Here is a 21,406-nt window from a genome sequence, read left to right as displayed (position 1 = left end):
GCGGGCACCCAGGTGCCCGCCGCGCGTACGACGGTGCTCCTCGCGCGGACGGTGACCATGAGGGTGGATGGCGGCCCCGCGGTCGCGGTGGAGGACGGCGAGGGGTTCGTCCTCGGGCGCGATACGGGCCGGCCCGGCTCCGGCAGCTGTTCGGGGCGCAGGAGGACGATCTGCTCGTCGGACGGCGCCCCGAACTTCCACCTCAAGCCCCGGCGGACGGCGGCCTCAGGATGCTGCCGGCCGCGGCCATGGTGGTCGCGACGACGGTCGGCGCGCTGTCGCCCAGGATCGCCGCACGGTGGACCATGGGAGCGGGCCCGCTGCTGCTCGCCGCCGGGTCCTTCGCGCAGGCGTCCCTCGACGCGGGTTTCGGCTGGACGTCCCTCGTCCTCGGCCTGGTCCTGGTGGGTGTCGGCACCGGGCTCCTCTCCCCCACCACCTCCGGGGCGGCGCTCGCCGCGGTCCCCGCGGGGCGGTCGGGCATGGCAGGCGGGGTGGGTGAACCCCCTCCGGCAGCTCGGGTACGCGCTGATGGTCGCCGTCTACGACACCGTGCTGACCTCATGCATGGCTGACACCCTGCCGCATGACGCGGACACCCTGGCGGGGGGGGTGGCGCGGCCTTCCTGCGGCACGCGTTCCCCGAGCACGTGCTGCGGTCCGCGTTCGCCTCGGGGCTCAACTCGGCGCTGGTGACCGCCGGTTCGGTCGGCCTCGTGGCGGGCCTGGTGGTCCTGGCCCTGGTCCGCGCCCCGCCGGGCGGCCGGTGCGGGCGGGGACACGGCACCGGTGGAACCGGCGCCGGTCACGGCCCGCTGATCCAGCTGATCCAGCCCGGAGCCTGCTCGGCTTCAGGCGGGCCGTGTGCACCCACGGTCCTCCCGGAAGCCGGCCCGGTTGACGACGGGACGGCGGGCGCGTCGCGTCAGCCGTCCCGTCAGGACGCTCAGGTCGCGGCCCGGACCGTGTACGCGCGGGTAGTCCTCCAGAGCCTGCCCCGCGGACCGGACCGTGTGCGCGCCGGTGACCTCCAGTGCCTCCGGGCTGCCGGCAGCGCTGTGGACACGTCGCTGTTCTCCTACGCCTGCTGTCCGCCGGCCCCGGAACGCCGGCCGAACGCCGCGTCGTACGGCCGCGTTCGCGCACCTTGGCCGCCGTGAGCCCGTACATCGAGGACCACCTCGACGACCCGGACCTGTGCGCCTCCTCCGTGGCCGAGGCATTCGACGTCTCGGTGCGCACCCTCCATCTGGCGTTCGGCGACACGGACAGCACGGTGGGACGCTGGATCCGCCGGCGCTCCTGAGGGTCTGCTATCGGGGACTCGCCCGGGGCGGCGGCAGCACGACGGTCACCGACGTGGCCTTCCGTTGGGACTTCAACGACATGGCGCACTTCAGCCGTGTCTTCAAGCAGGCGTACGGGGTCACGCCGAGCAGCGTCGTGGCCCGGCACCGGCGGATGGCCGCCGCGGACTGACGGCAGGGGCCAGCCACCCGGGTGGACACGGCCCTCACGCCCCCGGTCGGACGCGGACCACAGGACCACAGGACCCCGGGCATGCGCCGGACCGTTTCCGACAGAGGCGAGATATCGCCCGGCTTCCCGGGAAACGGTCTCACGGCCCTCGCGGTACGAGTCACCGCCGCCGCGCTCGGCGCCGAACTGCATCCGGCTTCCCTCAGGTACCGTGCCGTGCCCGCCCGCGCGAAACCGGACTGCCCGCGAACGAGCCGAAGCGGCCGAGTGGATACTCGGCCGCTTCGGTGCGGGACGCGCAACCGGGGAGGGGGAAGGCGACCCTGGCTTGTCTCCTGGCTTGTCGCCGGGCCCGGCTACGCCGCGAGGCGCCCCACGAGCTCCTTGGCCCTGGACTCCGCCTGCTCAAGGGCGTCAGTCCGGGACTTCTCGCCGAGCGGGATGAGCTCCTCCATCCCGGGCATGACCTTGGCCAGCGTCAGGTCGGCCACGATGAAGTGGGTCTCCACCTCCAGAGTCGCCGTCAGGACGGCCTCCAGGTAGTTGAGGACGTACTCGTAAGGCGCCCGGGGCGTACCGGGTGCGTACGAGCCACCGCGGCTGGTGACCACCGTCACGGGCGTGCCCTTGACCTTCGAGTCCTCGCCACGGGCCGTGCGGCCCAGGAGGATCACGTGGTCCAGCCACGCCTTGAGGCTGGAGGGGATGGAGAAGTTGTACATGGGAGCGCCGATCACGACGGCGTCCGCGTTCTCCAGCTCCGCTATGAGCTGCTCACGCAGGGCGAAGGCGGCGGCCTGCTCGGGCGTGCGCTGGGCCGGGTCGGCCATGCCGGCCAGGTAGGCGTCGGCCGTGATGTGGGGCACCGGGTCGGCGGCGAGGTCGCGGTAGATCACGGTCCCGGTGGGGTGCTGCTCCTCCCACGCGGCGCGGAAGGCCTCCGTCACCACGCGGGACGTGGACGCCTGGCCGGGGTAGGCGGAGGAATCGATGTGCAGCAAGGTGGCCATGACTGTTCTCCAGTTGTGGGGTAAATGATGCTGAAGCGGGCCGTCAGCGCCCGCGGACCGGCTGGTAGGCCGGGTGACTGGGGAGCGAGACGAGGAAGAGGTCGGCCGGTTCGGCCGCCTCGACGGTCATCGCGGATGCGCCGCTCAGGGAAACGGTGTCGTCGGTCGCCGCGCGGGCGCCGTTGACCGTGGCCTCACCGCCGAGGACGTAGACCAGGGTGAAGCGGCCCGCGCCGACCTCCAGCTCCGCCCGGGCCCCGCGCGGGACGGCGACACGACGGATCGAGAGCCCCTCCGTGTGCGCCCGTACCGGCCCCTGCCCGCCCACCTGGTCGGTGACGAGGGCGTCGCCGACCGGTCGCGGCGTGAACTGCGCGGCGGGGTGGTCGGTGTAGGACGGCTCGGTTCGCAGCGCGGTGTCGAAGCCCGGGTCGAACCACATCTGGAAGACCCGCGCGCCTTCGGTGGCGCCTTCGCGATGCCACAGACCCGAGCCCGACCGGATGATCTGGGCGTCTCCGCTCCTCAGGTCCAGCCAGCGGTCGGTCTTGGTGTCGAAGTGGCGCGTACGTCCTTCGAGGATGAACGAGATGATCTCGAACCCCTCGTGGGGGTGCAGTCCGAAGGTGAAGTCGCTCAGGAAGCGCGTGTGGGACCAGAAGAACAGTGCGGCGGACGGCTGCCCGTCAGCGGCGTAGCCGCCCTCGACCACCCGGTTGGACAGTGCGTTGACCCCGGGCGCGGGCTTGGCGCGGTCCTGCTTCGGGAGCACGGTCGCCCCGTTTGTTTCCATGGAACCGAAACTAGACCACACTTAGTTTCCATGTCAACAAATGTTAGAGTGGTCATCATGGAACCAAGGTGGCTCGACGAGCGGGAAGAGCGGGCCTGGCGCGGCTTCCAGGAGATGCGCATCAACATGACGGCGCTCCTGGCGAGGCGCCTGACCCGTAAGTGCGGCCTGAGCGAGGCCGACTACTCGGTCCTGCTCCATGTGTCGGAAGCACCGGGGCACCGGATCCGGTCCCGCGACCTCTGCCGGATCCTGCAGTGGGACCGGAGCCGCCTGTCCCGGCAGATCACCCGCATGGAGAGCCGCGGCACCATCACGCGAGCCTCCTGCGACGACGCCCGCGGCTTCGACGTCGTGCTCACCGAGTCGGGACTCGCCGCCGTCCGGGTCGCCTCCCGGATCCAGCTCGAAGCCGTACGCCACTGCTTCGCCGACCTGCTCACCAGCGAACAACTCGAGACGCTGGGCGACATCACCGAGCTCGTGACCAAGCACCTGGCCACCGAACACGACGAGGTTCCGGCCGACTGAGGCCGCGGGCCGCCTGCGCGACCGCCGAGCGGTCCGCGGAGCACCCATCCGCCTGGCGTGCCCTCACCGCCGCACCGACCGGCGACTTCGGAGTTGACGACGCCGGCGGAACCTCGGCGGGGAGTGAGGCGGCAGACCCGCATGCATCCGGGGCGACCGCCGCGCGGACTGCGGGTCGGCCCCGGTCTGTTCGAGCCCCACCCAAGAGTCTCCGGGACCAGGCGTCGCTGCGGGTCCATGGCACGAGGTCCCCCACCCCGGCTCCCGCTTCCCTACGACATGCCGCCCTCGTGGCGCCGACCGACACGCAACGCCCAGCACAGCTGCGCGGGCCGAACCGGTCTCCGGGTCCCCTACACCCATTCCGCGTGCAGCTCAGCGTGTCTTCCCGGAGCGCATCAGGATCCCGCACAACAGCGCCGCGCTCGCGAAGACGGCCGCCATGGTCAGGAACGCCGCGTTGTACCCGTGTACGGCCGCCGCGTCGCGGGAGCCGGCGTGGGAGCTCAGGTATCCGGCGGTGACGGTGCTGGCGACGGTCGACAGCAGGGCCGTTCCGACGGAACCGCCGAGTTGCTGCATCACCGAGAACAGCGCGGATCCCACTCCGACGTCGTCGGGGTCGAGCCCGACCAGCGCGTTGCTCATGGCGAGTGTGGTGTTGACCCCTTGGCCGATGCCGAAGAGGAACAGCGGGCCCAGCACCACGGTCCAGTACGACGACGAGGGTTCGAGCCTGCTGAGCCACACCAGGCTGGCGGCCGTGAGGACCAGGCTGGCGATGATGACCACCTTCGGCCGGATACGGACCAGCCAGGAGGCGCTGCCGAGGACGTTCGACGAGACGATGACTCCGATGACCACCGGCAGGGTGCCCAGGCCCGCCAGCACCGGGGACAGATGCAGGTTCTCCTGGAGGAAGAAGGTGGTGAAGAAGATGATGCCGAAGTTGCCCGTGGAGGAGGCGAAGCGGTTGACGTAGGCGGCGACGCGTTCACGGTTGCGCAGCACCCGCAGCGGCAGCAACGGCGCCGGCGCGAGGTGCTGACGCAGCACGAAGCCGGCCAGGACCAGCACACCGCCGAGCAGCGACCCCAGCACGACCGGCGAGGCCCAGCCCCGGGTCTCGGCCTGGGCGAAGCCGAACACGACACCCAGGAGACCCAGGCACGCCAGGACGGTTCCGATCAGGTCCATCCGGGGGCGCTCGTCGGCCCGCCGGCTCGGCAGGAGCAGCCACGCGCCGAGGGCCGCCCCGACCGCGAACACGACGTTGACGTACATCGTCCATCGCCAGTTGATGTACTGGGTGAGGACGCCTCCCAGGACGAGGCCCATCCCCCCTCCGGCACTGACGATGGTGCCGATGATGGCGAACGCGCGCGTGCGCGACCTTCCGCCCGGGAACGTCGTGGTGATCAGGGAGAGCACGGCCGGCGCGAGCAGGGCACCGGCCGCGCCCTGTACGGCGCGGGCCGCGATCAGCATGCCGAAACCGGTGGCCGCACCACCGGCGGCCGAGGCGCCGGCGAAACCGATCAGACCGATGATGAACGCCCGCTTTCGCCCCATCAGGTCGGTCAGGCGTCCGCCGAGCAGGAGCAGGCTCCCGAAGGCCAGCGCATAGGCGGTGACGACCCATTGCCGGCCACCGGTACCGAAGCCGAGGTCCGCCTGCGCCGAGGGCAGCGCGACGTTCACTATCGTGTTGTCGAGCACGACCATCAGCTGCGCCGCCCCCAGCACCGCCAGGATCCATCCCCGGTGGTCGGACATCGACGCGGAGCCCTCGGTCACCGGCGGACGGTCCGCGGTTTCCCCGAAGCCCGACGCCTCTTCGACCTTGTTCATGTGACGCCTTCCCAGATGCACGGACGGCGACGGCATGTGCTGCCGCAGTCCGCGAATGATCCAGAGTTTCCGCCGCCCCGACGCGGAGGACATGTCCCCCGTGTCCGTCGTCCCACGCCGGCCGTCGGTCACTCGGACACCGGCGGCGTCGCGGGCGGCCTGACGGGGCGCGCGCGGAACGACGAGGCCTTCACATGGTCACGGGGTGGCACCTGGCTCAGGCACGTGAGGACCCCGGCCCAGGCTCGGAAACCCATCAGAGCCCGATCGGATCACGTCGATGTGACAGCCGGCGTGCTCGCGGATGAACGAAACGCTCCTGGTCCGCCCCAGGGTCACGGCTCAAAGATGAAGTGATCCGTGACGTGGGCATCGGACAGTGCCTCGGACAGTGAGCCGCCCTCACGCCGGTCGGCCGACTCGGGCCGTTCCCGGACGGAACGAGAACGCTGTTTGTTGACACAGAATCAAAGGTACACCAGATTCGTTTCCATGGCAACAAACGCGATGGGTATGTTGACATAGGTATGCCTTGATAGATAACTTGCGGGCATGTCCGGAGCCAGCACGGCTCACCAGAGCCGGAGCCAGCGCATCGACCACGTGGCCGCAGGCCTCGCGGCGTGTCTGCCCGCGCTGAACCGCTCTGTCGAACGGGGTATCGCGGCGCGACTGCCCTACCCCAAGCCCCCCGAGCGCCAGCTGGCGCTCCTTCGGTATGTCGCCGAGAACGACGACGCCACCGTCCACGAAGCCGCCAGCGCGCTGCTGATGAAGCCGAACAACGTCAGCGCCCTGGTCACCGGCCTCACCGACGCGGGCATGCTCGAACGCCACCAGGACGACACCGACAAGCGTGTCGCGCACCTTCGTGTCACGGCCGAGGCCCGTCGGCGCATCACCGAGGCCGAGGATGTCGCGATCGGGCAGCTCGCGTCCGCGCTGCGCACCCTCACCGACGGCGAGACCGAAGCCCTCGGCTCGGCGCTGGGCGCCCTCGCGAGCCTCGCCCAGCGCCTTCGCGACCACTCCGTCTGACCGGTCGCGGCCTCCGCACGCACACCGCCCTCGCCGTCGACACGGCCGGGGCCGGGTGTGCTGCCCACCCCACTCCCCACCACCAACCACTCCCCCCACCACAACCCCATACGTCCACGCGTTCTCTCGCGTGCCACACACTCCGAGGACACCTCGCCCATGCCTGTCACCGCTGTCTCCGGGGCGCCCGCCCGGCAGACCCACGCCTCCCGGTCCCGCGATCTGCGGGCCAACCCCTGGCTGACCCTCATCGCCGTCGCCTTCGGCCTGTTCATGGTCGGCCTCGACGGCTCCGTCGTCGCGATCGCCAACCCCGAGATCGCCCGCCACCTGCACGCCAGCACGGCCGAACTGCAGTGGGTCACCAACTCCTACCTGCTCGCGCTCGCTGCCGCCCTCATCCTCGGCGGCAAGCTCGGCGACCGCCTCGGACGCCGGACCCTCTACCTCGTCGGCGTCGTCGGGTTCACCCTGTCGTCCGTCGCCATCGGCCTCGTCGGCTCGATCGACGGCGCCATCGCCTTCCGCGCCGCACAGGGACTCTTCGGCGCGATGCTCATGCCCAACACCCTCGCCCTGCTGCGCGCGGTGTTCCCACCGAAGAAGTTCGGCATGGCCGTCGGCATCTGGGCGATGATCTCGTCCGTCTCCACCGCGCTCGGCCCGATCGTCGGCGGACTGCTCGTCGAGCACGTCAACTGGGAGTCGGTCTTCTACATCAACGCCCCCATCGGCGTCATCGCCCTCGTCTTCAGCCTGTTCGTGCTGCCGCAGTCGAGGAACGAGGCAGCCGCGGACGAGAAGTTCGACGTGCCCGGTGTCGTTCTGCTCGCGCTCGGACTGCTCGCGGTCGTCTTCGGCGTCGTCAAGGGCGAGACCTGGGGCTGGACCTCGGGCGGCACGCTCGGCTCGATCGGCGCGGGCCTGGTCGTCCTGGTCCTCTTCGGCTGGTACGAGACCCGTGTGACGCACCCTCTGCTGCCCATGCGCCTGTTCCGCAGCCCCGCCCTGACCATCGGCACGTTCGTCACCGCGCTGAACTTCTTCGTCCTGCTCGGCGTGATCTTCTTCGTGATGCTGTACCTGCAGAACGTCCGCGGCTTCACGCCCGTCCAGGCCGGGGTGCGCACTCTGCCGCTCAGCCTCGTCTCCATGGTGGCCTCGCCGATCGGCGCGAAGCTCACGGAGCGGTTCGGCCCGCGTCTGACCATGCCGCTGGGCATGGCGCTGCAGGCCGGCGCCGCGTTCACGATGCTCGCCTGGAGCGCCGACTCCTCCTACGCCGCCATGTGGCCGCCGTTCGCCGCGCTCGGCCTCGGCGTCGGCATGGTGATGTCCGCGTCCTCCGACGCGATCGTCGGCAACGCCCCGGTCAGGGACGGCGGCGTCGCGGGCGGACTGCAGGGCACCGCGCTGCAGATCGGCGGCGCACTGGGCACCTCGGTCCTCGTCTCGATCATCAGCAGCCGCGTCGGCTCCACCCTCACCGGCTCGCTCACCGACGCCGGGGTGCCCGGCCCGGTCGCCTCCCGCCTCGCCGAGGCGAAGGACGCGGTCGCCATGGGCGTCGCCCCGGTCACCGGCTCGATGCCCGCACAGCTCAGGGCGGCGGTGACGGAGGGCAGCCACACCGCCTTCATGAACGGCGTCCACACGGCCGTACTGGTCACCGGGATCCTCGCCCTCGTCGGCGCCGTTCTCGCGGCGCTCGGCCTGCGCCGCCGCACCGACGAGGAGACCGCGCCGGCCCCGGTCGCCTCTGCCACCGCCCATCCCCCGTACGAGGCTCAGCGGCCGCTCTCCGCCGGCGTCCCGACGTCGACCGCGAACGGCACGGCCCCGATGCCGTCGTCCAGCGGAACACCGGTCGTCGGGCGGGTCCGCGGCGCCGAGGACACGCCCGTCGCGCGGGCCGCCGTCACACTGATCTCCCTGGGCGGACGGCAGTTGGGCCGCGCGTTGTCCCGCCCGGACGGCTCGTACCGGCTGGACGCACCGGGTGTCGGCAGCTATGTGCTCATCGCGTCCGCAGACGGCTACCAGCCCCAGGCGTCGACGGTCGTGATCGGCCCCGATCCGGTCACGTACGACGTCCTGCTCTCCGGAACCAGTGGTCTGCTCGGCACCGTCAGGTCGGCCGACACCAAGGAACCGGTCGGCGGTGCCGTGGTGGTCGCGGCCGATGTGCGCGGAGAGGTGATCGACACCGGAGTCTCGGGGGCGGACGGCACGTTCGACTTCGCCGCGCTGGTCCCCGGCCAGGTCACTCTCGCGGTCACCGCGGCCGGGTACCGGCCGCTGGTGATGCCCGTCGAGGTCGCCACGCACGGCGTGACCAGGACCGAGATCGCGCTGACCTACGGCTCGCAGCTACAGGGTGTGGTCAGGGCCGCCGGCCGACCGATGAACGACGCCCGGGTCACCCTGGTCGACGCGGCCGGAAACGTGGTGGCCACCGCCACCACCGGCGAGGACGGCGCGTACGGCTTCATCGACCTCGACGGCGGCGAGTACACGGTCACGGCGGCCGGCTACCCGCCGCGGGCCGACCACGTGACCATCGGCTCCCGGGCGGAAGGTCACGACATCGAGCTCTCCCACCCGGGCGAGTGACAGGCACCCTCGCCCGGACGTACCCCCCTGTCCGGGCGAGGGGCAGGACATCGGACCAGTGCGCGGCCGGCGAGCCGACGGCTCAGCCGGCACCCGGCCCTGTGGCCGTCTCGCGCGCACCCGTGCCCGCTGTCAGGAGCCGGGACGACCGTCCACACCACGCACAGCTGCCGACCCCGCCCTGGGCGTTGACGCATGCGGCGAGGGCGTGGACATCTGGGACCACGGCCGTGAGCGCTGTTCGAGCTCGGGCCGCGTGGCCGCCGTCCGCCCGGCCTCCGTGACGATGTCCATCTCACCTACGGGGTGCGGCACTTCAGCGCCCGGCGGCCCTGCCTGACGTCCACCGGCTGCCCCCCTGCACACCCGACCTGCACTTGGGACCTTCTTTGCCGCCCCTTGCACTCCGCTGCCCCATACGCCGCAATTCTCGAGACGCATGCACACGTTAGCGTGTGCATGCGCGCCGCAAGCATCTGCTTCTCTCAATGTCTCAATGGAGGAAAAGTGCGCCTGCACGTAGTCCGTATTCTGTCGACAGCAACGGCCGTCGCCTTTGCTGCACTTGCTCTGTCCGGTCTGGCATCACCAGCAGGACATTCGACTGTCCGCGCCGTGGCCAAACCTCCGTATCACTACGACCCGGCGCCGCCGTGCACCTTTGACGGCCCTACTTGTTGAACTGACCACCGCGGACCGGTGGTCGCCCACCGGCTCGTCGTGCAGGTCGTTTCGGCGACGGACGGGCCACTGGTGTCCGCCCTCGACTCCACGGCACGACCGGTGGCCGCTGCGCCCTTTCACCACCCCCGGCATCCCGGGCCCGAAGGGGCGTACCGGCCGGGCTCCGGCACGCCGAGGACCCAAGGCGAACGGTGGCCCACTGAGCGGCGGCGCCAGGGTCGCCGGGACGGCGTACGCGAGGCGGAAGTGGCCGCCGGCGCCGGGCAGTCCGCTGGCCGCGGCTCCACTGATGACGCCGACGTAGTTGAAGCCAACTGCTCGATGCGTCGCGGTGGGCGTTCGGGCGCGATCCTCGCCGTCGCGGTCACGGCTCGTGGGTGGCCCGGTGCACGAACAGAGACGAAGGGCCGGTTCGGCGGCGAGGTGGCGGGCGCCTGCGGACAGGCGAAGCGGTGAACCGGCCGCCGGGTGTGAGGGCTTCGGACTGCATCCAGGATGTGCTCCCGCTGCGCGCGCGGCATGACGGTCCACCGCAGCCCGGAAACCGCGGCATCGACCGGTTCGCCCACCACGCTCGATCTGTCGCCGTCCGGGCCGGGCCGGTACCCGGACCTGCGGGGGCACCGGATTCGGACGAGGCTGACGCACCGTGCACGAAGGCGGTGGCCCCATCCGCCTCAACGCCCACTCGACGCCGCTTCAACGCCCGCTGGACGTCAGCGCCGCGTCCGGCAGGTCGTGGCCGCCCCGGAAGAAGAGCAGCGGCCCGTCCTGCCGTTCCACGCTCAGTTCCTGCACCCGGCCCACGACGATGTCGTGGTCGCCGCCGTCGTAGACCGTCTCGACGGTGCAGCCGAGCCAGGCCAGGACGCCGTCCAGCACGACCGTCCCGCCGGGGGTGCGCCGGGAGCCGACCGCGTCGAACTTGGGGCCGCTCGTGCTGCCGAACGCCTCGCAGACCGCGCGCTGGTCCTCGGCCAGGACGTTGACCCCGAAGCGGCCGGAGGCGCGGATGCGCGGCCAGCTGGTCGAGGTGTGCCCGGGGCAGAACAGCACCAGCGGCGGGTCGAGGGACAGCGAGGAGAACGCCTGGCAGGCCAGACCGACCGGTTCGTCGCCGTCCAGTCCGGTGATCACGGTGACGCCGGTGGCGAACTGGCCCAGGGCGGTTCGGAACGTCCGCGCGTTCACGCTCGGGCGCATCGGAACTCCTAAGGTTGAATGGTGAGCGGGTGCGGCTCAGTCGTAGACGACCTCGACGTGGTCGGAGAGCGGTACCGCCTGGCAGGCCAGGACGTAGCCGTCGGCGAGGTCCTCCTCCTCCAGCACGGTGTTGCGGAGCATCTTCACCTCGCCGTCGACGACCCGGCAGGCGCAGGCGCTGCACGCGCCCTCCCGGCAGGAGAACGGGGCGTCGAGGTCACGGGCGCGCAGCAGGTCGAGCAGGGTCGTCCGGGCGGGCCACGGCAGGGTCCGCCGCTCGCCGTCGATCCGGACGGTCACGGTGGCGGCGCCCGGCTCGTCGGCGGTGGGTGTCGCGGGCACCTCGGTCAGGCCGGCGAACGGGTCGGACGCGAGGGAGCGGTACTCCTCGGTGAGCACCCTGGACCGGGGCATCCCGAGCCGCTCCAGTGCCTCGGCCGCCGCCCGCATGTAGGGTGCGGGCCCGCAGAGCAGGGCCGCGTCGGCGCCCGCCCAGGGCTGTGAGAGCGCGGCCAGCCGGGCGGGGTCGGGCAGGCCGTGGAGCGTCTCCAGCCAGTGGACCACCCGGATCCGGTCCGGGTGTGCCTCGGTCAGACGGCGCAGTTGGTCGGCGAAGATCACCGACCGTTCGTCGCGGTTGGCGTACACCAGCACGGCCGTACCGCCTTCGCGGACCCGTGCGCGCAGGACCGACATCACCGGGGTGATTCCGCTGCCCGCCGCGAAGAGCAGCAGGTCGCGCTGTTCCGCCGCGGGAGTGAACCGGCCGGCGGGGGCGAGGGTGTCGACGGTGTCGCCGAGGCGGAGCCGGTCGCAGATCCAGTTCGAGGCGATGCCGCCGGGCACCCGTTTGACCGTGACGGTCGGGCGGGCGTCGCCGGGGGCGCTGGACAGCGAGTAGCAACGGGCCACCCAGCCGTCCGGCGCCGGTATGCGCAGCGTGAGGAACTGGCCTGGCTGGTAACGGAGTTCGTCGCCGTCCGAGGCCTCGAAGGTGACGGACACCGCGTCGTCCGTCTCCGGGGTCACCTCGGTGACGCGCAGGGTGCGGATCGGAGCGGTCACCCGTCGACCACCGTCAGCCGGCCCGCCCGTACGGCCTCCTCGATCGTCGCCCGCAGCCGGGTGCAGGTGGGGATCACCGCGGTGCGCGGCGGTCCGTCCCCGGCGCGCACCTCGGCGAACTCGGCACAGCCCCCGGCTCCGTCGGGCCACTGCACGGAGGTCTGCGCCAGGCTGCTCTTGCGCACCAGCACGGTCGTGGCGCAGCGTTCGCAGGACAGGGCCTGCAGGTGGGAGGTGCGCACGGGGTCCGCCGGCGGGACCCGCACTTCGGCGCTCATGCCGGCCGGAGCGGCACGCCGCCCTGGCGCTTGAGGTTCTCCTCGACCTGGCCGGTCCAGAACTCCACGGCGCGCTCGGTGTCGAGTTCGAACTCGAAACGGTTCGTCATCTCCGGGCTGACGTCCTCCACGTCGACGTAGAACTGCTCGTACCAGCGCCTGAGTTGGTAGACCGGGCCGTCCTCCTCGCACAGCAGCGGGTTGTCGATCCGGGTCTTGTTCTGCCAGATGGCGACGTCCTGGAGGAAGCCGGCCTCGACACCCTTCGCGGTAGCCTCGGCGATCTGCTGCGCCACCTCGTCGGGCTGGCCCGGTGTCTTCTTGACGATGCAGCCCCACTGCAGCACGAAGCTGGTCGGGCTCACCGGGTAGTGGCAGTTGATGAGGACGGTCTCGGTCTCGATGAGTCCGTTGGAGCCGTACAGCCAGTCGATCATGTACGACGGTCCGAAGTACGTCGCCTCGGAGCGGCTGACGCGCTTCTGCTCGCCCTCCGCCTTGGAGTAGGTGGTGCCGAGGTTGACGTCGTCGCGGGCGGTGGAGTTCATGTACTGGGTGGCGAGGTGGCCCTCGAACACGTTCTTGAAGTACACGGGGAACGAGTAGTGGACGTAGAAGAAGTGGGCCATGTCGACCACGTTGTCCACGATCTCACGGCAGTTGGAGCCCTCGATCAGGATCGAGTTCCAGGTCCAGTCCGACCACTCGTCGGAGAAGGCCCCGTCGACGCGCGGGATGTCCAGCTCGGGCGGCGGCGGGTTGCCCTGCGGGTCGTGGTAGACGAAGAGCTGTTTGTTCTGCTCCAGGACCGGCCAGGACTTGGTGCGGGCGCGTACCGGGACGCGTTTGGAGTACGGGATGCTCGCGCAGCGGCCGTTGCCGGACCAGCGCCAGTCGTGGAAGGGGCAGGCGATCTCGTCGCCCTTGACCTCGCCCTGGGTCAGGTCGCCGCCCATGTGCGGGCAGTAGCCGTTGAGGACGCGCAACTGGCCGCCGCTGTCGGCGAAGACCACGAGCTTGGTGCCGAAGGCCTGGACCGCGTGCGGCCTGCCGTCCCGGAAGGTGTCGGCGAGGCCCAGGCAGTGCCAGCCCCGCGCGTACCGGACGGGGGGCGCTCCCACCTCGATGACGCGGACCTGCTCGCCCGACTCGGCTGTTGTCATCGGTCCTCCATGATGTGCGCGGCGATGGCTCTCGGCGCGGCGGCGGCGCACACGAGATCGGCTGTGCGGCGTCACCTTGGATCGTCATCGTGCGAACCGGGCCCGCGCCCCCAAAGGCCCGCTCCCGCTGACCGGGATGCGTGGGTACTCCCGGGCGACGCTCGTGGTGCGAGCCGCCTGACAGCGCGAGGAAGGGAACGGCCGCCTCCCGCACACGGCGGTCCCGTTCAGCGGGAGACGCATGCGGGGGGCGTTCCCGCCCGGGCCTAGCGTCGGGCCGACCGGGCGACGGCGCCGCGGGGCGGCGTACCCGTGGGACCGGTTCGCGGCGAGGATCGGGAGGTTGGGATGGCGCACGAGGTGGTCCACCGGGTCGAGGAGGCCGCGACGCTGCTGGCGGCGACGGCCGAGGAGACGGAGAACCTGGGCCGGCTGTCGGACGAGAGCGTCAAACTCGTCCGGCAGGCGGGTGTGATGCGGCTGTTGCAGCCGAGAGAATTCGGCGGCTACGCCGCTCATCCGAGGGACTTCGCCGAGGCGGTCATGGCGGTGGCCCGGCACTGCGGGTCGACCGGCTGGGTGTGCGGCGTCGGCGGTGTGCACCCGTGGGAGATGGCCGTGATGGACCGCCGGCTGCAGACGGAGGTGTGGGGCGAGGACCCGGACACCTGGATCGCCTCGCCGTACGCGGCCCAGGGCATCGCCACACCCGTCGAGGGCGGGTACACGCTGAGGGGCCACTGGAACTTCTCCTCCGGGACCGACCACTGCGACTGGGTGTTCCTCGGCGCGCTGGTCGGGGGCCCCGACGGCAAGCCGCAGCAGCCGGTGAAGATGCTGCACGTGGTCCTGCCCCGCTCCGACTACACGATCGTGCCGGACTCCTGGGACGTGATCGGCCTGTGCGGCACGGGCAGCAAGGACGTCGTCGTGGACGGCGCCTTCGTGCCCGAGTACCGGACCGTCGAGATGGCGGACGTCGCGGAGGGTCCGACGGCGGCGGACCGGACGGGCCGCTCCGAGACGCTGTACCGGCTCCCGTTCTGGGCGATGTTCCCGCTGGGCATCACGGCGGCGGTGGTGGGCATCGCCGAGGGCGCGCTCGCCGCGCATATCGACTACCAGCGCGACCGTGTCACGGCGATGGGCACGAAGATCAAGGACGACCCGTACGTGCTGTCCGCGATCGCGGAGGCGGCCGCCGAGATCGGCGCGTCCCGCACCCAGCTCCTTGACGGCATCAGCCGGTTGTACGACCAGGCCGAGTCCGGGCAGCCGATCACCTTCGAGGACCGGGCGGTCGTACGGCGCAACCAGATCCGGTGTGCCTGGCGCGCGGTCGGCGCGGTGGACGAGATCTTCGCCCGCTCCGGCGGGAACGCGGTGCGTCGGCACAACGTCATGCAGCGCTTCTGGCGCGACGCGCACGTCGGTCTCCAGCACGCCATCCACACCCCCGGTTCGATCTACCACTCCGCCGCGCTCACCTCCCTGGGCGTCGAGCCGGAGGGGCCGCTGCGCGCGCTGATCTGATCACCCGCCTCGCACCGAGGCACAGCACGAAGAGACGTCAAGTCGACTGGAAAGAGGGGAACTTCATGGGCGACATCAGCTCGCTGGGCTACGTCCGGGTCCGGACCGCCGACATGGCACCGTGGCGGGCCTTCGCCTTCGAGACGGCGGGGTTCGCCGAGGGAAGCGGTCCGGAGCCCGACGCGCTGTACCTGCGTGCGGACGAACGCGGCGGCCGGATCGTGGTCCTGCCCGGTGCCGAGGACCGGGTGGAGGCGGTGGGCTGGGAGGTCCGCGACCACCTCGCGCTGGGCCGGGTCCAGGCGGCCGTGGAGGCCGCGGGCATCGCCGCGAAGCCGCTGTCGCAGCAGGAGTGCGACCTGCGCAGGGTGGAGGCGGCCGTCGCCTTCGAGGCGCCCGGCGGGACACCCGTGGAGATCTTCCACGGACCGGCCCTGGACCACAGCCCGCTCGCCACGCCGTACGGCAACCGCTTCGTCACCGGCAAGCTCGGCGCGGGCCATGTCGTGGTGCCGGTGGGCGATCTGGACGGCGCCTACCGCTTCTACACGGAGACACTGGGCTTCCTGCCGCGCGGCGCGTTCCGGCTTCCCGCGCCGCCGGAGTACGGGCCGGTCCGGCTGCGCTTCCTCGGGGTCAACGCCCGCCACCACAGTCTCGCCCTGCTCCCCTCGCCGGAGCTGAAGGCGCCGGCGCTGGTGCACATCATGGTCGAGTGCGAGACCCTCGACGAGGTCGGGCGGGCCCTGGACCGGGTCCTGAAGGCCGGCTACCACGTGTCGTCCACGCTGGGCCGGCACACCAACGACAAGATGGTCTCCTTCTACGTGCGCACGCCCGGCGGCTGGGACCTGGAGATCGGCTGCGAGGGCCTGCTCGTCGACGAGGACTCCTACACCGCCGAGGAGATCACCGCGGACAGCTACTGGGGGCACAGCTGGGACTTCGGCGCCTGACGCCGGTTCCCGCCCACCGCGCACCACCCACCGCCCGGGAGGCCATCGCCTCCCGGGCGGTTCCGTTGAACGGGACCTGGTCTGGTCCGGGCGGGCTCCACCTCCGAGGATCGGGCCGCACCAGTTCGGCACCAGCACGGAGGTTCCACATGGCCACGACTCCCCCGGCTCCCGAGCCCCGTCGCTCCGTCGACGGGGACACCGCACAGCGCGACGACGGCGCGTGGGACGAGGAGGTCGACCTCCTCGTGGTGGGCAGCGGCGCGGCCGGCATGGTCGGCGCCATCGCCGCGCACGACGCCGGACTGACGGCCCTCGTGGTGGAGAAGGCCGACGTGTTCGGCGGTTCGACCGCGCTCTCCGGTGGCGGCGTATGGATTCCCGACAACCCGACACTGCGGGCGGCGGGCCGGGGCGACTCACGCGCCGAGGTGCGCCGCTACCTCCAGGCGGTGGTCGGCGACCGGGTCCCGGCGGACCGGCTCGACGTCTACGCGCAGCGCGGGCCCGAGGTCCTGGAGATGTTGCACCGCGTCAGCCGCCACATGGAGTTCAGCTGGTGCCCCGGCTACTCGGACTACCACCCGGAGGAGCCGGGCGGCCGGCCGCTGGGACGGACCATCGAGCCCCGCCCGATCGACGGACGGCTGCTCGGCGAGGACGAACGGCATCTGAAGGGCCTGGACGTGCCCGCGCCGATGGGCCTGTGGCTGACGGGCTACGAGGCACGGGTGCTGATGATGGTCCAGCGCGACTGGCGGTCCTGGCGGATGCTCCCGGTGGCCGGCTGGCGTGTGGTGTCCAACCTGTTCCGCCGACGCAGGATGAAGACGCTCGGCGCGGCGCTGATCGCCCGGCTGCGCCTGACCATGAAGGACCTCGGCATCCCCCTGTGGCTGCGGGCACCGGTGACCCGTCTCGTCGTGGAGGACGGACGGGTGACCGGTGCCGTGGTCGGGCGGGAGGACGGCGAGGTGCGCGTGCGCGCCCGGCACGGCGTGCTGCTGGCAACCGGCGGCTTCGACCACGACCTGGAGATGCGCAAGGCGCACCTCCCGGAGGCCGGCCGCCCCGACCACAGCATGGGCGCCCCCGGCAACACCGGCGACGGCCATCGTCTCGGCGAACAGGTGGGCGCCGCCACCGACCTGATGGACGACGCGTGGTGGATGCCGGGCGTGGCCCTGCCGGAGGGTGGCGTCTTCCCGTTGGTCTCCGAGCGCTGCATCCCGCCGATGGTCATCGTGAACTCCGAGGGCCGCCGGTTCGCCAACGAGTCGGCGCCGTACGTGAACTTCGTGCACGCCCAGCTCGACGGCGGTCACATCCCGGCGTACGAGATCTTCGACGCGAAGGCCCGCCGCCGTTACCAGTTCGCGGGTGTGCTGCCCGGCAGGGACTTCCCGGCGGAGTGGTACCGCACCGGTCTGGCCGCCAAGGCGGAGAGCCTGTCCGCGCTGGCCGAGGCGATCGGGGTGCCCGGGGACGCGCTGCGGCAGACCGTGGAGCGTTTCAACACCTTCGCCCGGCTGGGCAAGGACCACGACTTCGGCCGGGGCGACAGCGCGTACGACCACTACTACGGCGACCCGACGCTGCCCAACCCGGTGCTCGACACCATCGACGCCGGGCCCTACTACGCCGTCCGGATCGAGGCCGGCGACCTGGGCACCAAGGGCGGACTGGTCACCGACGCGGCGGGGCGGGTGCTGCGCGCGGACGGCGGTGCGGTGGAGGGGCTGTACGCCTCGGGCAACGTGTCCGCGTCGGTGATGGGCAACGACTACGCGGGCGCGGGGGCCACGATCGGCCCCGCCATGGTGTTCGCGCATCTCGCGGTGGAGCACGCGGCCGGGCGGGCGCGGCAGGCGGTGGTGGCGGACTGAGCGGGGTCGGCCCGGCGCCGGCGGGTGTTCACCGCGCCGGCGTCTCCTCCCCCGGTGCCTCGCCCGCCAGGAGTCGCCGCGCCGCCAGCTCGATCTGCCGTCGTGCCTCGTCCGGGCTCGTCCGTCCGCTGAGGCAGGACACGAGGACGCCCCACCAGCCGTACACCAGCATGCGGACGGCGGTCTCCAGCTCGGGGCCGGGGTCCTCCACGCCGAGCGTGCGCAGGGTGGCGCGGTAGATGTCGGCCTCGGCCATCGGCGCGTGCGGCTCCGACGGGTCGCAGTAGTCGACGGTGGTCGCCCGGACCATCGACCCGCACAGCAGCGGCTGTTCGACGAGGCGGCGGGTGAGGGCCGTGAGCCGCTCGCCCACCTTCTGGACGCCGCCCCCGTCGCCGGTGGGCCATTCCTCCGCGACGAAGCGGGCGATCCGGGCGTTGAACACCGCGGTGAACAGCCGTGCCTTGGACGGGAAGTAGCGGTACAGGGTGCCGAGCGCCACGTCGGCGACGCGCGCGATCTCCTGCATCTGCACCTGCTCGTAGGCGGTGTGGGCCCCGAGCTCGGCGGCGGCGGCCAGCATGCGGTCCCAGCGCTCGTTCTGACGATCGGACGAGGGTGCGGCCGCGCTCTTGCGTACCTCGGCGACTCGTGGCACCGGTCTCCCTGTCTGTCGGTTCTCCGGGCTCGGGCCCTCGGCCGTTCCAGGATAGAGGCCACCGCGCCGGCGTCCGGGTGGGACGGTGGTCTCAGGTCTCGTCGCCGGGCCTGGTGAGGAAGGCGAGCACGGCGCTCTCCCAGGCGGCCTGCTGCTCGATCATCACCCAGTGACCGCACCGGGGCAGGACGTGCAGCTCCGCGCTCGGCATGGTGCGCATGGGCAAAAGGGCCATGTCCAGCGGGCTGACCCGGTCGTCGCGACCCCAGGTGACCAGGGTCGGGGCGGTGACCTTGTGCAGCATGGCCCAGTACGGCGGCCGGTCGCTCGCCTCCGCCGCCGCGAAACCCGCCGCGATCGCCTTGCGTCCGTACATCCGCCGGGCCGCGGCGAGGGTGTCCGGGTCGGTGGCCTGCGTCCAGCGCTCCTCCACCATCGCGTCGGTGACGACGGCCGGGTCGTACACCATCGAGTGCATCCAGCGCACCAGGGCTTCCCGGGTCGGGTTCTCGGTGAAGTCCACCAGCAGGTTGATGCCCTCGCCGGGGGCGGGGCTGAACAGGCTGCGGCCGATACCGCCGACGGTCACGATGCGGCGGAACAGGCCGGGCCGGGCGATCGCCAGGTTCACCGCGACGATCCCGCCCATGGAGTTGCCCACCACGTCGACCCGGTCCAGACCGAGTCCGTCGAGGAAGCGCGACACTGCCTTCGGCGCGGCCACCATCGGGTGCTCGTCGGTCGGATCGCTCACCCCGAATCCCGGGAACTCCAGGACCAGACAGCGGAAGCGGCCGGCGAACGCGGCCAGGTTGCCCCGGTAGTTGCGCCAGCCGGTCACCCCGGGGCCGGAGCCGTGCAGCAACAGCAGGGGCGGGCCGTCCCCGACCTCGTGGTAGCGCAAGACCCCTTCGTCCGTGGGGAGTTCACGCAAGGTCTCGGCGTAGCCGGGTGCCCGGTTCGTCACCTCGGTCATGGTCCTCGCCACCTCCGGCGTCGGGATCGCTGTCGCTATGGACGCTAACCAGGCACCCGCTGCGCCATGGCACACACATCCCGGCCAGCGGGACCGCGCCGGAGCCGCTGTTCCACCGCTGACCGCAGCGGCACGGAAAGAGGGGCGGGCGCCGGTCCTCCCGGTTCGGCGGCAGGAGAACCGGCCGGCAAGCCCCGTGCCCGCGGCCGGGCCCCTGCGCCGTCGTGGTGACGGGCCGCCCGTCCGGGATGCGGGTCGAGGCCGCGAACCGGTCCGTACGGTGGCGCGCCGGAGCCACCGCGCCACCGTGACGGCGGGCCATCCCGCCCGTGGCATGGAGTCAGGGCCGCGAACCGGTCCGGGTACGGCGGCAGACGGGCCGGTCGGCCGGCCTCGCGCCCAGGGCCGGAACGGCTACCCCATCGTGGTGACGGACCGCCCGTCCGAGGCGCGCAGGGCGGACTGCGGGCCGGTCCGGGTGCGACGGGCCGGCAGGACCGCGGACGGCATCCGGGGCAGGCGGCCGAGTTCGTCCACGATGCCGCGGGCAGCGGCGAGCGCGAGCGGCGCGTACCGTTCGAGTGGCGCGTCGGCCTCGCCGACCACGGACAGCGCGCCGAGGGGCCCGGAGGCGCCCCGCAGGGCGACCCCCACGCAGCCGACGCCGCCGAAACACTCACCCCGCTCGTAGGCGAGACCGTGCCGGTCGCGGACGCGGCTGAGTTCCTGGTGCAGTCGGTCCCTGGTGGTGATGCTGCTGTGCGTGCGGGCCGGGACGACCTCGGCGTACTCGTATTCGATCTGGTCCGGTGTCAGCCAGGCGAGCATGGCCTTGCCGAGCGCCGTGCAGTGGGCGGGCGCGCGCCCGCCCACCCGGGACGGCACGTCGACCGCGGACCGGCCGCCGACCTTGTCCAGGTAGTAGATCTCGGTGTCCTCCAGGACCGCGAAGTGCACCACCATCCCGGTACGGACGGCGAGTTGGTGGAGCGCGGGAGCGGCGGCGGCCCGCAGCGCGCTGTGGCCGGTGTCCCGGCCGCCGAGACCGAGAGCCCGGGGACCGAGCCGGTAGCCCGTCGTCATGTGCTCCAGCCAGCCCACGCCCACGAGTTGGTCGAGGATCCGGTGTGAGGTGGAGCGCGGCAGGCCGGTGCGGCCGGTGACGTCCTCCAGGCTCAGATGGGCGTACGGACGGTCGAAGAGATCCATGATCAGGGTGATCCGCTCGACCATGGACGGGGGCAGCGGCTCCCGCTCAAGGGTGGACCCGGCAATCCTGCTCAGCGCTGAGTTCATGCCAGCACCTCTCGCCGAAACTAGAATGAAATCTAATTTTGACGCTAGCAGTGGCCCGGCCGAGTGGGAAGATGTCCGACGGACAGTATTCGATTCCGGCACACCGTGGAGGAGCGGAACGATCCGCCCCATGAGAACCGCCCTCCAGGAACTGGCCGCACGCGGTCAGGAGCATGTCGCACAACAGCGGTCCGAGTAGGAGGCCCTGGCTCCCACCGCCGCCTGGATCCTCTCCCAGACCTTTCAGCACTGCGCCCAGACGATCCGTTACTCGGTGACGGGATGCCCCCGCCTGAAGCAGGCCCTGGTCCGGGCGACGGCCTGAGCCCTGGCGAAACGGGTGTTCCCGAGCCGTGGCCGGACGCGCCATCCCCTCGACGCGGTGATCGACGG

At 71.7% G+C, this 21,406-nt stretch carries 21 protein-coding genes and 1 pseudogene; 11 read left to right on the top strand and 11 right to left on the bottom strand.

What is annotated here, in order from left to right; all coding sequences use genetic code 11:
* A partial coding sequence (locus ACFULQ_RS37015) for a hypothetical protein (protein WP_383552652.1) occupies positions 1-206 on the bottom strand: 206 nt, incomplete at its 3' end.
* 24 nt (positions 207-230) lie between these two features.
* Between ACFULQ_RS37015 and ACFULQ_RS37010 the strand changes: the two genes are divergently transcribed.
* The 3 genes from ACFULQ_RS37010 (at position 231) to ACFULQ_RS37000 (ending at position 1,479) form a co-directional block, all read left to right on the top strand.
* Positions 231-575, top strand: coding sequence for a hypothetical protein (locus ACFULQ_RS37010; RefSeq protein WP_383552649.1), 345 nt, complete (start codon positions 231-233; stop codon positions 573-575).
* Positions 576-1,156: 581 nt separating this feature from the next.
* On the top strand, positions 1,157-1,306 hold the full coding sequence (locus ACFULQ_RS37005) for a hypothetical protein (protein ID WP_383552646.1): 150 nt from the start codon (positions 1,157-1,159) through the stop codon (positions 1,304-1,306).
* Between the two features lie 53 nt (positions 1,307-1,359).
* A complete protein-coding gene (locus ACFULQ_RS37000) occupies positions 1,360-1,479 on the top strand; it encodes an AraC family transcriptional regulator (protein ID WP_383552644.1) in 120 nt (39 codons plus the stop codon).
* A 356-nt stretch (positions 1,480-1,835) separates the two neighbouring features.
* Here the strand turns inward: ACFULQ_RS37000 and ACFULQ_RS36995 are convergent, their stop codons facing one another.
* On the bottom strand, positions 1,836-2,489 hold the full coding sequence (locus tag ACFULQ_RS36995) for an FMN-dependent NADH-azoreductase (RefSeq protein ID WP_383552641.1): 654 nt from the start codon (positions 2,487-2,489) through the stop codon (positions 1,836-1,838).
* Between the two features lie 43 nt (positions 2,490-2,532).
* Positions 2,533-3,282 (bottom strand): pirin family protein, encoded by a 750-nt coding sequence (locus ACFULQ_RS36990; RefSeq protein ID WP_383552638.1) that lies wholly within the window; start codon positions 3,280-3,282, stop codon positions 2,533-2,535.
* Positions 3,283-3,339: 57 nt separating this feature from the next.
* Between ACFULQ_RS36990 and ACFULQ_RS36985 the strand changes: the two genes are divergently transcribed.
* Complete coding sequence (locus ACFULQ_RS36985; protein WP_383552635.1) at positions 3,340-3,813, top strand: MarR family winged helix-turn-helix transcriptional regulator; 474 nt, start codon at positions 3,340-3,342, stop codon at positions 3,811-3,813.
* A 375-nt stretch (positions 3,814-4,188) separates the two neighbouring features.
* On the opposite strand, the gene ACFULQ_RS36980 is transcribed toward ACFULQ_RS36985, so the two are convergent.
* On the bottom strand, positions 4,189-5,664 hold the full coding sequence (locus ACFULQ_RS36980; protein ID WP_383552632.1) for an MFS transporter: 1,476 nt from the start codon (positions 5,662-5,664) through the stop codon (positions 4,189-4,191).
* 552 nt (positions 5,665-6,216) lie between these two features.
* Between ACFULQ_RS36980 and ACFULQ_RS36975 the strand changes: the two genes are divergently transcribed.
* The 3 genes and pseudogenes from ACFULQ_RS36975 to ACFULQ_RS36965 all read left to right on the top strand — a co-directional run bounded on the left by ACFULQ_RS36975 (position 6,217) and on the right by ACFULQ_RS36965 (position 9,315).
* Positions 6,217-6,702 (top strand): MarR family winged helix-turn-helix transcriptional regulator, encoded by a 486-nt coding sequence (locus tag ACFULQ_RS36975; RefSeq protein WP_383552629.1) that lies wholly within the window; start codon positions 6,217-6,219, stop codon positions 6,700-6,702.
* 159 nt (positions 6,703-6,861) lie between these two features.
* Positions 6,862-8,424: pseudogene (locus ACFULQ_RS36970) on the top strand (MFS transporter); the annotation flags it as partial.
* Between the two features lie 120 nt (positions 8,425-8,544).
* Positions 8,545-9,315, top strand: a complete 771-nt coding sequence (locus ACFULQ_RS36965; RefSeq protein ID WP_383552656.1) for a collagen binding domain-containing protein — start codon at positions 8,545-8,547, stop codon at positions 9,313-9,315.
* A 1,383-nt stretch (positions 9,316-10,698) separates the two neighbouring features.
* On the opposite strand, the gene ACFULQ_RS36960 is transcribed toward ACFULQ_RS36965, so the two are convergent.
* The 4 genes from ACFULQ_RS36960 to ACFULQ_RS36945 are packed head-to-tail and all read right to left on the bottom strand — an operon-like array spanning position 10,699 to position 13,708.
* Positions 10,699-11,202 carry a flavin reductase family protein gene (locus tag ACFULQ_RS36960; protein WP_383552626.1) on the bottom strand — a complete coding sequence of 168 codons (504 nt, stop codon included), beginning with the start codon at positions 11,200-11,202 and terminating at the stop codon, positions 10,699-10,701.
* A gap of 36 nt (positions 11,203-11,238) precedes the next feature.
* Entirely contained in the window at positions 11,239-12,267 is a 1,029-nt protein-coding gene (locus tag ACFULQ_RS36955) for a 2Fe-2S iron-sulfur cluster-binding protein (RefSeq protein WP_383552623.1), read from the bottom strand.
* Positions 12,264-12,545: a hypothetical protein gene (locus ACFULQ_RS36950; protein ID WP_383552620.1), complete on the bottom strand. Its 282-nt coding sequence runs from the start codon at positions 12,543-12,545 to the stop codon at positions 12,264-12,266. Before ACFULQ_RS36950 ends, ACFULQ_RS36955 begins: the two co-directional genes overlap by 4 nt.
* A complete protein-coding gene (locus ACFULQ_RS36945) occupies positions 12,542-13,708 on the bottom strand; it encodes a Rieske 2Fe-2S domain-containing protein (RefSeq protein WP_383552618.1) in 1,167 nt (388 codons plus the stop codon). Before ACFULQ_RS36945 ends, ACFULQ_RS36950 begins: the two co-directional genes overlap by 4 nt.
* 348 nt (positions 13,709-14,056) lie before the next feature.
* Between ACFULQ_RS36945 and ACFULQ_RS36940 the strand changes: the two genes are divergently transcribed.
* The 3 genes from ACFULQ_RS36940 (at position 14,057) to ACFULQ_RS36930 (ending at position 18,083) form a co-directional block, all read left to right on the top strand.
* The gene (locus ACFULQ_RS36940; RefSeq protein WP_383552615.1) at positions 14,057-15,241 is read left to right on the top strand and encodes an acyl-CoA dehydrogenase family protein; all 1,185 of its coding nucleotides are present in this window, start codon (positions 14,057-14,059) and stop codon (positions 15,239-15,241) included.
* Positions 15,242-15,306: 65 nt separating this feature from the next.
* Entirely contained in the window at positions 15,307-16,197 is an 891-nt protein-coding gene (locus ACFULQ_RS36935; protein ID WP_383552612.1) for a VOC family protein, read from the top strand.
* Positions 16,198-16,346: 149 nt separating this feature from the next.
* Positions 16,347-18,083, top strand: coding sequence for an FAD-binding protein (locus ACFULQ_RS36930; RefSeq protein ID WP_383552609.1), 1,737 nt, complete (start codon positions 16,347-16,349; stop codon positions 18,081-18,083).
* Positions 18,084-18,111: 28 nt separating this feature from the next.
* On the opposite strand, the gene ACFULQ_RS36925 is transcribed toward ACFULQ_RS36930, so the two are convergent.
* From ACFULQ_RS36925 to ACFULQ_RS36915, 3 genes are all read right to left on the bottom strand, one after another.
* On the bottom strand, positions 18,112-18,741 hold the full coding sequence (locus tag ACFULQ_RS36925) for a TetR/AcrR family transcriptional regulator (RefSeq protein WP_383552606.1): 630 nt from the start codon (positions 18,739-18,741) through the stop codon (positions 18,112-18,114).
* Positions 18,742-18,832: 91 nt separating this feature from the next.
* Positions 18,833-19,717 carry an alpha/beta fold hydrolase gene (locus tag ACFULQ_RS36920; RefSeq protein WP_383552604.1) on the bottom strand — a complete coding sequence of 295 codons (885 nt, stop codon included), beginning with the start codon at positions 19,715-19,717 and terminating at the stop codon, positions 18,833-18,835.
* Positions 19,718-20,131: 414 nt separating this feature from the next.
* Complete coding sequence (locus ACFULQ_RS36915) at positions 20,132-21,013, bottom strand: IclR family transcriptional regulator (RefSeq protein ID WP_383552602.1); 882 nt, start codon at positions 21,011-21,013, stop codon at positions 20,132-20,134.
* Positions 21,014-21,218: 205 nt separating this feature from the next.
* Here ACFULQ_RS36915 and ACFULQ_RS36910 point away from each other — a divergent pair, with 205 nt between their 5' ends.
* Positions 21,219-21,338 carry a DUF1569 domain-containing protein gene (locus ACFULQ_RS36910; RefSeq protein ID WP_383552655.1) on the top strand — a complete coding sequence of 40 codons (120 nt, stop codon included), beginning with the start codon at positions 21,219-21,221 and terminating at the stop codon, positions 21,336-21,338.
* Positions 21,339-21,406 lie beyond the last annotated feature (68 nt).

Origin of the sequence: Streptomyces sp. NPDC057253 (genome assembly GCF_042669125.1) — a bacterium.
GTDB lineage: Bacteria > Actinomycetota > Actinomycetes > Streptomycetales > Streptomycetaceae > Streptomyces.
Note: the sequence above shows the minus strand (reverse complement) of the source record. Positions and strands in the feature narration are given on the sequence as shown.

Coding starts and splice junctions, on each gene's coding strand:
- ACFULQ_RS36915 (WP_383552602.1), bottom strand. CDS start 21,013: ATGAACTCAGCGCTGAGCAGGATTGCCGGGTCCACCCTTGAGCGGGAG.
- ACFULQ_RS36990 (WP_383552638.1), bottom strand. CDS start 3,282: ATGGAAACAAACGGGGCGACCGTGCTCCCGAAGCAGGACCGCGCCAAG.
- ACFULQ_RS36935 (WP_383552612.1), top strand. CDS start 15,307: ATGGGCGACATCAGCTCGCTGGGCTACGTCCGGGTCCGGACCGCCGAC.
- ACFULQ_RS36975 (WP_383552629.1), top strand. CDS start 6,217: ATGTCCGGAGCCAGCACGGCTCACCAGAGCCGGAGCCAGCGCATCGAC.
- ACFULQ_RS36985 (WP_383552635.1), top strand. CDS start 3,340: ATGGAACCAAGGTGGCTCGACGAGCGGGAAGAGCGGGCCTGGCGCGGC.
- ACFULQ_RS36995 (WP_383552641.1), bottom strand. CDS start 2,489: ATGGCCACCTTGCTGCACATCGATTCCTCCGCCTACCCCGGCCAGGCG.
- ACFULQ_RS36945 (WP_383552618.1), bottom strand. CDS start 13,708: ATGACAACAGCCGAGTCGGGCGAGCAGGTCCGCGTCATCGAGGTGGGA.
- ACFULQ_RS36980 (WP_383552632.1), bottom strand. CDS start 5,664: ATGAACAAGGTCGAAGAGGCGTCGGGCTTCGGGGAAACCGCGGACCGT.
- ACFULQ_RS36960 (WP_383552626.1), bottom strand. CDS start 11,202: ATGCGCCCGAGCGTGAACGCGCGGACGTTCCGAACCGCCCTGGGCCAG.
- ACFULQ_RS36940 (WP_383552615.1), top strand. CDS start 14,057: ATGGCGCACGAGGTGGTCCACCGGGTCGAGGAGGCCGCGACGCTGCTG.
- ACFULQ_RS36950 (WP_383552620.1), bottom strand. CDS start 12,545: ATGAGCGCCGAAGTGCGGGTCCCGCCGGCGGACCCCGTGCGCACCTCC.
- ACFULQ_RS36920 (WP_383552604.1), bottom strand. CDS start 19,717: ATGACCGAGGTGACGAACCGGGCACCCGGCTACGCCGAGACCTTGCGT.
- ACFULQ_RS36930 (WP_383552609.1), top strand. CDS start 16,347: ATGGCCACGACTCCCCCGGCTCCCGAGCCCCGTCGCTCCGTCGACGGG.
- ACFULQ_RS37010 (WP_383552649.1), top strand. CDS start 231: ATGCTGCCGGCCGCGGCCATGGTGGTCGCGACGACGGTCGGCGCGCTG.
- ACFULQ_RS36965 (WP_383552656.1), top strand. CDS start 8,545: ATGCCGTCGTCCAGCGGAACACCGGTCGTCGGGCGGGTCCGCGGCGCC.